At 45.3% G+C, this 12,321-nt stretch carries 10 protein-coding genes; 8 read left to right on the plus strand and 2 right to left on the minus strand.

Annotated elements, in window-relative coordinates:
* The coding region (locus tag ACXJGZ_RS01740; RefSeq protein ID WP_456398100.1) for a sodium-dependent transporter at positions 1-1,018 on the minus strand (1,018 nt) is incomplete at its 3' end.
* Between the two features lie 211 nt (positions 1,019-1,229).
* Here ACXJGZ_RS01740 and ACXJGZ_RS01745 point away from each other — a divergent pair.
* From ACXJGZ_RS01745 to trm10, 3 genes are read left to right on the plus strand one after another with little or no spacing between them, the layout of a single operon-like run.
* Positions 1,230-2,147, plus strand: a complete 918-nt coding sequence (locus ACXJGZ_RS01745; RefSeq protein ID WP_456322023.1) for an isoaspartyl peptidase/L-asparaginase family protein — start codon at positions 1,230-1,232, stop codon at positions 2,145-2,147.
* Positions 2,148-2,151: 4 nt separating this feature from the next.
* Positions 2,152-3,312 (plus strand): MFS transporter, encoded by a 1,161-nt coding sequence (locus tag ACXJGZ_RS01750; protein WP_456398102.1) that lies wholly within the window; start codon positions 2,152-2,154, stop codon positions 3,310-3,312.
* A 31-nt stretch (positions 3,313-3,343) separates the two neighbouring features.
* Positions 3,344-4,471: a tRNA (guanine(9)-/adenine(9)-N1)-methyltransferase gene (gene trm10, locus ACXJGZ_RS01755; protein WP_456322030.1), complete on the plus strand. Its 1,128-nt coding sequence runs from the start codon at positions 3,344-3,346 to the stop codon at positions 4,469-4,471.
* Between the two features lie 19 nt (positions 4,472-4,490).
* Here trm10 and map read toward each other — a convergent pair whose 3' ends face one another.
* Positions 4,491-5,387: a type II methionyl aminopeptidase gene (gene map, locus ACXJGZ_RS01760; protein ID WP_456322025.1), complete on the minus strand. Its 897-nt coding sequence runs from the start codon at positions 5,385-5,387 to the stop codon at positions 4,491-4,493.
* Positions 5,388-5,571: 184 nt separating this feature from the next.
* Here map and proS point away from each other — a divergent pair, with 184 nt between their 5' ends.
* From proS to ACXJGZ_RS01785, 5 genes are all read left to right on the plus strand, one after another.
* Complete coding sequence (gene proS, locus ACXJGZ_RS01765) at positions 5,572-7,020, plus strand: proline--tRNA ligase (RefSeq protein ID WP_293252764.1); 1,449 nt, start codon at positions 5,572-5,574, stop codon at positions 7,018-7,020.
* Positions 7,021-7,122: 102 nt separating this feature from the next.
* On the plus strand, positions 7,123-8,643 hold the full coding sequence (locus tag ACXJGZ_RS01770) for a dihydropteroate synthase-like protein (protein WP_456398104.1): 1,521 nt from the start codon (positions 7,123-7,125) through the stop codon (positions 8,641-8,643).
* Positions 8,644-8,694: 51 nt separating this feature from the next.
* The gene (locus ACXJGZ_RS01775; RefSeq protein ID WP_293252767.1) at positions 8,695-9,993 is read left to right on the plus strand and encodes a 2,3-diphosphoglycerate synthetase; all 1,299 of its coding nucleotides are present in this window, start codon (positions 8,695-8,697) and stop codon (positions 9,991-9,993) included.
* Positions 9,986-10,375: an NfeD family protein gene (locus ACXJGZ_RS01780; RefSeq protein ID WP_456398106.1), complete on the plus strand. Its 390-nt coding sequence runs from the start codon at positions 9,986-9,988 to the stop codon at positions 10,373-10,375. The genes ACXJGZ_RS01775 and ACXJGZ_RS01780 overlap by 8 nt, the downstream gene beginning before the upstream one ends.
* A gap of 392 nt (positions 10,376-10,767) precedes the next feature.
* On the plus strand, positions 10,768-12,111 hold the full coding sequence (locus ACXJGZ_RS01785) for a cyclic 2,3-diphosphoglycerate synthase (protein WP_456322028.1): 1,344 nt from the start codon (positions 10,768-10,770) through the stop codon (positions 12,109-12,111).
* Positions 12,112-12,321 lie beyond the last annotated feature (210 nt).

Consider the following 12,321-nt stretch of genomic DNA (forward strand, 5'->3'; position numbering starts at 1 on the left):
CCCCATAAATCATCACTGCAACGGATGCAATTCCCAATACAAATGTGGAAGCCAGAATTATGGGCGCGGCAGTTTGCCTGGGTCTTCTGGAAAGCTCTTCAAACACTCTTATTATGGTTTCTCCAAGAGGGATCATGCTCGACAGCGCAATGAGGAAGAGCGTAAAGTAGAGCAGATACAAAATGGGCGATGCATTGACAGCTTTTAAAACCTGTGGGAGTCCCTTAAAGACGAGCGCCGTGCCATGGATGGGAACATCTGGAGAGAATGCCAGAACCATGGAGATTAGGATTGTTCCCAAAATGGATGCGGCAGTATCCAAGAGCGCTCCGATGGTGGCTAGCTTTATTGAGCTTATTCTATTGGGCAGAAACTCTCCGAGAACCAGATAGAAACCCATACCAAGGCTCAAGGAATATGCAGCCTGCTGGGACATATCCCTAATCATCGAAGCGCTTATGCCCTTCCATGCAAATGCCTCCCCCAGCCATTTTAAGAACATGTCGCCTGTGTTGTACTGTCCGATCTTAATGTAAAGCAGGAATATGGCGGTTAAAAAAGATATGAAAGCTAGAGCTACTGAAATTACCATTATATCAAATGTTCTCTCTTTTCCATGCATTAGAACCAAGAGAAGCACGACAAAAACAATTACCAACGTGAGCACGTTTCCGCTGAAACTCGATGTAACGTCCTTAATAGCAAGCGCGGTGAGGGGCCAGCCCCCAACCAGGGCATAATAGGAGAGCAACACCACATCAAAAACAAAGAAGGTCAGCCCCAAACCTGGCTTTCCATATTCCTCATAGTAGTACTCCAGAAGTTCGTGCCTCTTATGCTTGGTGCTTTCCATCGCCACTGCTATAAGGGGTATCATTGTAATCACAATCACGATGTAAAATAAAAGCCCTCCCAAACCATACTTCAAGAGGAGTGCCGGAAACTTCCACAGGTTTGATAGTCCTATCATATATGCAGCAACTATCAAAGAAAGGTATCCCAAACTTAATCTGTCCATATTTGACACCCCCTATTTTACGCTTACAAATTGGGTATTGTTGTATTTAACATTTGCCCTGTGTTTTTTGTTAAATTTCAAAGAAATTGTTTGCCTGTTTGAATTTATGATAACCTAAGGATTCTTCGCTCAGAATAACGGAGCAGATTTGAGTCTCCCCGTTTCCATAATATTTTTAACCTTTTGAGTTTATCAAATAACGGTGATTTTCATGGTTGCGATAATAGTCCATGGTGGGGCAGGAACTATAAGAGATGAGAGCAGAATCCCGAAGATTAAAAAAGGTGTTGGAGAAGCTGTTCTCGCAGGATGGAGGGAGCTTAAGAGGGGCTCGGCTTTGGATGCGGTTGAAGAAGCCGTGAAAGCTCTGGAGGATAATCCTCTTTTTAATGCAGGAACGGGAAGTGTTTTAACAGTCGATGGCAAGGTGGAGATGGATGCTGCAATAATGCGTTCAAACCTCGAAGCTGGAGCTGTTGCTGGAATATGGGGTGTTAAGAATCCAATAAGCGTTGCTAGAAAGGTTATGGAAAAGACCGACCATGTTCTCTTAGGAGGAGAAGGTGCCGTTAAATTTGCCCGTTTAATGGGTTTTAACGATTACAACCCAACAACTGAGGAAAGGATAGATCAGTGGAAGAAGCTTAGGGAAAAGCTTCTAAACGACGGGCAAATCCCTCACTGGAAGAAGATAAGCGAGCTGATTAGAGAGTACCCCGAAGTTTTGAGGAGCACGGTTGGAGCTGTTGCCTTTGACGGTGGGGAAGTAGTTGCAGGAACTTCGACGGGAGGAGTGTTTTTGAAGATGTTCGGACGCATAGGGGATACGCCCATAATTGGAGGAGGAACCTATGCAAACGAGTTTGCTGGTGCCTCATGCACCGGGCTTGGAGAGGTTATGATAAAGCTCGTCCTTGCTAAAAGCGCCGTGGACTTCGTTCGCTTTGGACTGACCGCTCAAAAAGCAAGTGAAGCTGCCATAAGCATTGCAACAGAACACTTCGGCTCTGACAATGCGGGAGTTATAATGATAGACGCCAGAGGCAACATCGGCTTTGCGAAGAACACAAAGCACATGAGCGTCGCATATTTAAATGAGGAGATGAAAGAGCCTTATATCGGAGTTTGAGAGAATGGATAACAGGGACATCTGGTTTTTGCATCTCTCAACGTTTTTCTTCTTCCTTGCGTTCATATTAGTTGCTCCTCTTATATCTCCACTCGCAATAATTTTCGGCGCCACTCCACTCATTGTGGGCACAATAGCATCCATATCCTCCATTGTATCTCTCCTTCTAAAGCCATTGGGAGGATTTATGGGAGATAGGGGCAGGAAATTCGAGATGATGATGCTCGGCGCTCTCCTTGGGGCTTTGGCCGGGGTACTTTACATATCCTCCATAATGTTTCACAATCTGCTGCTGTTTACTATAGGGAGAGCAATACATGGAATGGCATCCGCTTTCTTCTATCCCGCTTCACTCTCCTCTGCAATTGACCTAGCACCCCCTGGAAGAGTTGGGGAGACATTGGGATGGAGGGGCACCATGTTCTCGATAAGCCAGCTTATAGGGCCCGCTCTTGGAGGCTTTGTTGCGGATTATCTTGGCTTCCAAAGTGCCTTTATTCTAACGGTTTTGCTATCGTCCGTGGCATTCTCCCTAGTTCTAATCCCGTATAAAAAGGATAGGGGCATGATTAGTGAGAAACATGAGGAAAAAGCATCCTACAGGGCTTTGGTTGATTTAATATTTATCTCCGCCTCCCTCTCCCTCTTTTTCATGGCATTTGCCTACAGTGCCATGTATACTTTCCTGCCCGCGCTTTACAAAGTTCTCGGCTTTGGAACCAGCGTCTTTGGGGTTTATGCGAGCATAATGGGGGGCTTCAGCATTCTAACGAGAGTATTCGGTGGAAGAGAAGCAGATAGGAGGGGACCCATCCCCGTGGCTACGGTGGGTCTTTCCCTGCTTTTACTGGCATATTTAATGCTCTTAAAGGCTCAGAACCCACCTATGTCATATTGGAGTGCTATTCCTCTGGGCATGGGGTTCGGTTTAACAGTGCCCGCCCTTCAAATGCTCGCCCTAGCTGATCTACCCAAGAGGATCAGGAGCTTTGGAGCAGGAATATACACCATGTTCTTTGATTTGGGCTACCTCTCGGGGCCCCTAGCCCTCGGTTATGTGGCTCAAGTTGGTGGAGGTTATGGTGCTGTTTTTCCCTATCTCCCGATCCTAATAACCTTCAGCTTCATTATGGCACAGCTCCCCCGCTTAAAACACAACCCTTAAAAAGGCTTTGTCTCCTCAAAACGTGATGCCCATGAGGAAGCTTGCCGACCTGCTCAGGGAAGTTCTTGAAGAGAGGGGAGTCCAGTCAATAGGGACGCTCTCAAAGAGGATTCCAAAACGCAGGAGTGGGGATGTTATTCAAGATATCGCCATAGCCCTCTACGAGGGAAAGGGATTTATAGGGAAGCTCCCGGATGGTGCAGCACTTTCGTGGGACTTAAGTGGAAGAAGAACCCTACCTTCAAAATTTGCGTTCATACCCCTCAGCCTCGAGGATAGATTTGAAGCTGTTCTAACACCCGGCGAATTTAGAGGGGAGGTTGAAAAGCAGGGGTATCCCTATATCATAATAGATTTAATGCACTGGGAGAAACATACGCCAAGGGAGAAGAAGAAAGTTGCCTTTCAGGTGTCGAGATGCTATGGAACCCTAAGGGATTATCTTATAGGCGATATATACGCCATAACATGGGCAAATCAGGAATTTAAATCAATTCTTAAGGGCATGCCCGCTGAAAAAGCCATGCTCTTTGAGGGTAGCACGGTGGAATTTTTGAAGGAGAAAGGGATAGATGAGGCTCTAATTCTCGATCCCAACGGAGAGAAGGAACTGAGTGAGGAGGACTTTGGTTTTAAAGCCCTAATACTGGGCGGAATTGTCGACATGGGTGGCAATAAGAGGGGAACCACATCACAGATAGCGCGGGCTCTGGAGGAGGGAGGTATTAAGGTCAGGAGAAGAAAAATAGCGCTCAGGGGTGATGTGATAGGTGTCCCCGATAGGATAAATATGATACTTGAGATAGTCTTAAAAATGCTCACGGAGGGAAAGAACATGGAAAAAGCCATCCTGGAGGTTCAGGCGCCCCTGCAGGCAAGATGGCGCTTGAGAAAGGAAATTCCAAAGCATAAAATAAGGTATTTGATCAATGGAAAAAAGTACCTCGTGGTGGAGAGAGAGCTCTACGATGAGCTTAAAGAATGGCTCAACATAAGATGGGAAGATTTTGTACAAGTTTTGAGGGAGCTGAACTTTGTAGCACTGGATAGAAGGAGGATAAACCACTTGAACAAAATCTCAAGCTACCGCATAATAAATGGGAAGGGATACAGGGTAATCCTTCTAAAGAGGGCTGCCATGCTCTGCTACAACTGCTAGGTACTGCTACAACTGCTGACTACGTTATTACCGTCACACCATCTTTTTCCACTATTATTGTGTGCTCAAATTGTGATACAAGCCCACCTCTAACCTCTTTTAAAATTGCATAGCCATAAACTGCTCCCACTCTAACGAGCTGGTTTAGAGCGATTTTAATCTGTCCATCTGTAAAACTTCCCTGAAGCCAGCGATAGGCAAAGGGTAGAGTTCCAAACTCCTTCTTTATGTATGCCAAAATCATGCGCGCCTGTGGAAGCCTCACGGGTCTGTCCTTGACATACATATAAATTAAAGTGGGCTCCACCTCGATTACCTGCCCTGCTCCCGTTGTGGCGAAGGGCTCTATGGCAAATACATCCCCTTCTTTAAGCACATAGTTATCATTAGGGCGGTAAAGATTCGGGACGGAAATTCCAGCATGAAGCTTGTAGCGCTCTATTTTATGTCCGCTCAGGTTGACTATGGGATTGAATCCATACCCCCTTATAGTATCTTCAATTGCCTTTCCCAGCTCGCTTATTTTTACCCCTGCCCTTGCAACCTCTATAGCCTTTTCAAGAGCTTCCTTTGACGCCATCATGAGCTCGTCGTCATCCATGCCAACCCTGAATGTTAGGGCGGTATCCGCTATATAACCATCCACATGTGCCCCTATATCAAATTTCAAGTAATCTCCCTCTTTCAAAATGGTATTATCACCTTTATATGGGGTATAATGAGCCGCAAACGCATTTAAGGAGAGGTTGCATGGAAAAGCAGGCTTTCCCCCGAGCTCCACTATCCTCCTCTCTGCGAACTCGGCTATATCATAGAGGGGGACTCCTGGCTTTATCATTCTTACAACTTCCCTTTTAACCTGTTTTACAATTTCACCCGCTTTTAAAAGATTTTCTCTTCCTTCTTCTGTGAGCATTAGTATCACCTAATTTTTCTTGATACTTCAGCTTAAAAAGGTATCACCCTGAAAGTTTTGGTTTGTGGGAAGGGGTTTTTGATACCCCGGCCAGAGCAACATACCATAATGAAACCACAATACTAATCGCACTCACTCTCCGAAAGAATTAAATGCTTTCAAGCACTTTTAGGGTTAGGTGGTGCTGGTGAGGATAAAGAGAGAAAGATGGCAGAATGAATTTAGTGAGTGGTACAACGAGCTCATTGAAGCCGCTGAAATTCAGGATAAGAGATATCCCGTTAAAGGAATGAACATATGGATGCCCTATGGACTCAAGATAATGCGCAACATCGAGGCATTTATCCACAAGGAGATGGAGCGAACCGGGCACAATGAAGTTCTTTTCCCCGCCCTAATCCCGGAGACGGAATTCCAAAAGGAGGCGGATCACATAGCCGGTTTCGAAGGGGAAGTCTACTGGATTACACACGCTGGTGTTAATCCCCTCGATGTTAGGCTCCTCCTAAGGCCCACTAGCGAAACCGCAATGTACTCAATGTTCTCCCTCTGGATCAGAAATCATGCTGATTTGCCCTTCAAAGTATATCAGATAGTTAATGTCTACAGATATGAAACTAAACATACGAGACCTTTAATCAGAGTTAGAGAGATAAGTAGATTTTTCGAGTCGCATACGGCTCATAAAGACTTTGATGATGCGGAGAGACAGATTAGAGAGGATTTAGAAATATTTGACAGGCTTGCAAAATTCCTGGCATTGCCTTATATAGTTTCAAAGAGGCCCGATTGGGACAAATTCCCAGGGGCATTCTATTCGCTCGGCGCCGAAGTTATGATGCCCGATGGAAGGACACTCCAGATAGGCACCATGCACAACTACAAGCAGAATTTTGCAAGAGCCTATAACATTAAATATGAAACCGAAACTGGAGACCATGAATATGCACACCAGACCACCTTTGGAATGAGTGAAAGGCTTTTGGCAGCGGTTATGGCAGTTCATGGAGATGACAGCGGTTTAGTGCTTCCACCAACAATAGCGGCGATTCAAGTGGTTATCGTGCCGATTCCAAAGAAGGATTCACCCTACGACGTTGTTGCCTATGCAAGAGGAATAATGGAAGAACTCAGAAACGCAGGAATAAGGGTGTATCTTGACGATAGAGAAGAAATCAGGCCCGGAAGGAAGTTCTATGAGTGGGAGCTTAAAGGTGTTCCCGTAAGAATTGAAGTGGGTCCCAGGGATGTTGAGAGCGGGGAGGCTGTTATAGCAAGGAGGGATCTCCTAGAGAAGGAAAGTGTCTCAAGGGAAGAAGTTGTTGAAAGGGTAAAGAAAACCATGGACTCCATAATGGAAAACCTCTACACCAGAGCAAAGGAGTTCCTGGAAAGTCACATCAAGCCCGTGGAAACATTGGAGGATGCAAAACGTGTTTTTGAGGATAGAAAGGGCATAGTGGAGATTCCATGGTGCGGCGAAGAGAGCTGTGGTCTGGAAATGGAGGAGATACTCGATGCCAAAATGCTCGGTATACCCTATCCCGAAGAAGCGGCAAAGATTGAAGGAAAGAAATGTCCCCACTGCGGAAGAGAGGCAAAATTCATCGCAAGATTTGCCAGAACCTATTGATTTCCTTTTTGAATTCTCCACCTCATTTCTCTATTCTTCACAGGAATTCAGAACCCTGGAACAAACAAAACTCCTAAATACCCTTACATTAAACTTCAAATCATGAGAATCCTCCTCGTAACTGGAAGGCTGGCGGAGCCACTCGTAAGAAAGTATGGGAAAGGATGCGATGTGTTTGTAACCCCCGTCAGCATAGCCTCTTTTTTAACCCCGGAGCTTATCCTCCGGTACTTAAAAAGGAGGGGGATAAAAAGTGAGGATTACGACATGATTTTAGTCCCCGGGCTCGTCAGGGGCTCCACCCTTATTATAGAGGAAGAACTGGGTATCCCGGCATTTAAAGGTCCAAGATATGTTCAGGATCTTCCTCAAGTGCTTGGGGCTTTAAGGGAAGGCTTCAAGCTGAGCAGAGAAACGGCAGCTGATCTCCTCTTCCAAAAGGATGCCCTCAAAAGAGTGGAAGACATAAAAAACAAGACACAAAACAGAGAATATATCGACAAGGCGCTTAAAAAGCCTTACAACTTTTTAATTGGAGAGCTTCCTGTGGGTTTTGACTTCCCCACCAGAATTCTAGGAGAAATTGTGGATGCCCCAAAGATGAAGCTTGGAGATATAGTCAATAAGGCTATCTATTATCTGGAGAGCGGTGCTGACATCGTGGATCTCGGTATGGTTAGCGGTGAGACCAATTTAGGCTTCATTGAACTTATTCCAGAAATAAAGGATGCTCTGAAGGAGAGGGGCTTTAATCCACCATTGAGTTTTGATTCTCTAAATGAAAAGGAAATTGAAAATGCTCTGGAATTTGCCGATATGTTCCTGAGCATTGACAAAGGGAATATAGAAAATCTCGTTACGGAGAAGCCAGTGGTTATAATTCCAACGAATCAGAAAGAAGGTTATTTTCCAGAGAACCCGAAGGAAAGGGTGGAATTCATGGAGAAACTTAAAGAGAGAGCCCTTGATTTGGGGTACAAGAGAATAATCCCCGATTTAATCCTGGAGCAAATTCCTTATCTAGCACGCTCCATAACCGCATTCCATATGTATAGAGAAAGAAATCCCGATGATGTCCTTTTAGCGGGAGTTGGAAACATTGTGGAGCTCATAGATGCAGACAGCGTTGGCATAAATGCCACGATGGCAGGGATCTCAACGGAACTCAACATATCCCTCCTCTTAACAACGGAGGTAAGCCCCAAATGTCGCGGGGGAATTAAAGAACTCCGCAGGGCGCTTGATATGATGTTCTTTGATGTTCCGAAGGATCTGGGCTTTGACCTACTCATCCTCAAGGAGAAGAGGAGCGAAAGCATCGACTATGAAGTTAAATCACCTGTAATCGAAGCAAGAGAAAAGGAGGTCAAAATTGAGGATGTTTACTTCAGGATTTTTACGAAAGCGGGAGGGATATGGGTTATAGCCCACAGGGGAACTGAGCAGATTCTGACCATCGTGGGGGAGGAGCCAAATGCGATAATTGATACCATCCTTGAGCACTTTCAAATATCACCGAGACACGCTTTTTATCTGGGAAGGGAGCTCGAAAGGGCTAAGATTGCTCTAAAGCTGAAGCGCTCCTATATTCAAGAGGGAGAGCTTTTTAAGAAATTTTACTAGTCTCCTATAAAGGTTTTATACCTCGAGAACCAATATTAAATGGTGATTTTGATGCGTCTGGCGTTAATAGATGGTGAACACTATCCCTCCGTAACAAAGTGGGCACTCAAGAAGATAAATGCGTGTTGTGCGGTATTTGTAGGAGGAAGGGAGAAAATTGAGAGCATCGAAAACCTTGAGCGGGAGCTTGGTATAATTATTTTTCATGGTGATGATTATTTGAAAGCAATTGAAAGAGCCATTAAGGCTTTTCCAATAGAAGAAGTTGTGGATTTGAGCGATGAACCTGTTTTAACCTACGAAGACAGATTTAGAATAGCCTCATTCCTAATGTTGCATGGAATAGTATACCGGGGAGCTGACTTTGAGTTTAAACCAAAGAGAATGAGACGCCTTAAAAAACCCAGCATTGCTATCATAGGTACCGGAAAGAGAATCGGAAAAACAGGAGTTAGCGGTTTTGTTGCAAGAACCCTAAAGGAAGTTGCAGACCCTGTTATAGTGACGATGGGACGAGGGGGCCCCAAAGAACCCGAAATTATAGATGGAGAAAGTATAAAACTAACCCCGGAGCTGCTGCTTAAAGTTGTTGAGAAAGGAGGACACGCGGCCTCCGATCATTTTGAGGATGCTTTGACATCAAGGGTATTGACAATTGGATGCAGGAGATGCGGGGGAGGAATGGCGGGATTCTCTTTCTTTGACGTCGTCGAAAAAGGAATAAAGATTGCAGAGGCATGTGAGAAGAACCTCATAATTCTTGAGGGGAGCGGAGCGACTTTTCCAGCCGTTAGGGCGGATAAATATATAACCTTAGTCGGAGCTCACCAGAAGCTCGACTTCATTAAGGGGTACTTTGGACCCTTTAGAATCGGGCTTGCCGATATAGTTGTTATAACAATGGCCGAAGAACCCATGGCGAGCAATGAAAAAATTGATGCGCTGAAAAAAACCATCCATGAAATAAATCCCGACGCGGATGTTCACACCACAGTTTTTAGACCCAGACCCCTCGAAGAGGTTGAAGGTAGGGTTCTCCTCGTCACCACGTCTCCAAGGGATGCCGCGATAAAAGTGGCGAAGTATTTGGAAGAAATCTATGATGTCGAGATAGTTGGAATCAGCCCCAATTTAGCCAATAGATCAAAACTTAGAGAGGATCTAAAGCACTTTAGTAACTACGAATCCATTCTGGTTGAATTGAAGGCTGCTGCTGTCGATGTCGTTACGAGGGAAGCCCTTGCACAGGGAAAGAGAATCATTTACATGGATAATGAGCCCAAAAACGTGGATGGGAAGGATTTGAAGAATTCCGTACTAAATCTCTGGGAGCAAATCAAAGATGGGTAAGTTTAAAAAAGCGTTAAAGCTCTCTGGAATTCTGGTGGATGAAATTGCTGTAATGCTTTTTCTCTTGATTATTCTGCCATCCATAGGAATCAAAGTTCCCCTCAAGATATCCCTTACGATACTTACAATTCTCATTCTAAAGGATGTTCTCTTCGTGCCTTTCTTATGGAAGGTCCTCGAAAAGAGGGTGGAAGTTGGAGAGGAAGCTTTGATAGGAGCAGAGGGTATTGTGATCGAAGAGCTGAGGCCGGAGGGTGTTGTGAGGATAGGTAGGGAATACTGGAAGGCCACTATAAAAGAAGGGAGGGCAGAAGTGGGAGAGAGGGTTAGGGTTGTGGCTCTTAGCGGTTTAAAGCTCATCGTAGAGAAGTGGAAGAGGTGAACTACTCCTCGCTCACGCAAGGAGCTTCGTGAGAGTTCATCATTGGTTCACTCTCACTGGCCGGTTCACACTGCCACTACCCCCTATCCTCACGGAATCGGGGGCTACTTTCACACCAGGCCTTACGGGCTGTCTAGCCTTACGGCTGTTACCAAGTCGTTATATCGTTCATCTTCAGAGTATTTAAACTTAACCCGCCTCCCCTTGCGTATCCCCACGCTTACGCATGGGCAAGCAACGGGAAGATAAATGCCTTTCCGAAGAACTTTCCATTCCAGGGATGCATATTCTAAGAATTTTTGCCATATCCTTTCATTAATCAACGAAAATGGTTATAAATGCCAAAATCAAGACAGTTATTGCAGCATGAAATATTTTATGGGGTGGTTTAGATGACTGAAAAGAAAAGGAGAAGGGTTGTAATTCTTGGAGCAGCTGGAAGAGACTTCCACAACTTCAACACATTCTTCAGGAACAATCCGGACTATGAAGTGGTTGCCTTTACAGCGACTCAGATTCCGGACATTGAAGGGAGGATATATCCACCAGAACTTTCAGGAGAGCTCTATCCAAACGGTATCCCAATTCTAAGCGAAGATGATTTGGAAAAAATAATAAAGGAGCAGGATGTTGACATAGCCGTTTTCGCTTACTCCGATGTTTCTCATGAGTACGTTATGCATCTTGCATCAAGAGTACACGCCGCGGGTGCTGATTTCTGGCTGCTCGGCCCCGAGAGCACAATGATTAAGTCAACCAAACCTGTTATAGCCGTCACCGCCGTAAGAACGGGAAGTGGTAAGAGCCAGACCTCAAGAAAGGTCGTCCAGATCCTCCATGAGATGGGGTATAAAGTGGTTGCCATAAGGCACCCAATGCCATACGGCGACCTCAGGAAGCAGATCGTTCAGCGCTTTGCGAGTTATGAAGATCTTGACAAATACGAGTGCACGATTGAGGAGAGGGAAGAGTACGAGCCATACATCGACAGAGGCTTGGTTGTCTATGCGGGTGTCGACTACGAGAAAATTTTGAGAGAAGCCGAGAAGGAAGCCGATATCATCCTGTGGGATGGAGGAAACAACGACTTCCCATTCTACAAACCAGACCTCTGGATAGTCGTTGCAGATCCACACAGGCCCGGGCACGAGGTTAAGTATCATCCAGGTGAAACCAACTTTAGAGCAGCTAATGTAATCATAATAAACAAGATAGACACTGCAAATAGAGACGATGTCCAGAAGGTCAGGGAAAGCATTGAGAAGGCCAATCCAAACGCCATCGTCATTGAGGGTGCTTCACCAATCTTTGTTGACAACCCAGAGCTCATCAAGGGCAAGCGCGTTCTCGTCGTTGAGGACGGTCCAACACTCACACACGGTGGAATGACCTACGGTGCCGGTTATGTTGCCGCTAAGAAGTTCGGCGCCGCTGAAATCATCGACCCAAGACCATATGCCGTCGGCTCAATCATCGACACCTACAAGAAGTACTCCCACCTGAGCGTTATACTTCCCGCCATGGGTTACGGTGAGAAGCAAATTAGGGAGCTCGAGGAGACAATCAACAAGGCCGACGCTGACGTTGTCATCATGGGAACCCCAATTGACCTTAGAAGGGTTATGAAGCTCAACAAGCCATCCGTTAGGGTTAGGTACGAGCTTGAAGAGATCGGCTATCCAAAGCTCAAGGACATCCTCAAGGATTTCGTCGAGAAACACGTAAAGAAGGAGTGAGCTCTTTCTTTTCTTCCTTCTCTATCCTTGTAACTTACAGATTTATCCGGTTCCTTTAAGTCTCCACGTATTCTGTTGCATCTCTTCTAAATTGGTCAAATTTGAGCGCTGAAATATTGTAGTTTGAACACTTTTAGTAGTTAATGAGGTGAGCGGGATGTTTGATTTCGAGAGTTTGAAGTTCTGGAAGAAAGTGAGCAAAGATGAGAG

The organism is Palaeococcus sp. (in: euryarchaeotes) (genome assembly GCF_053987695.1).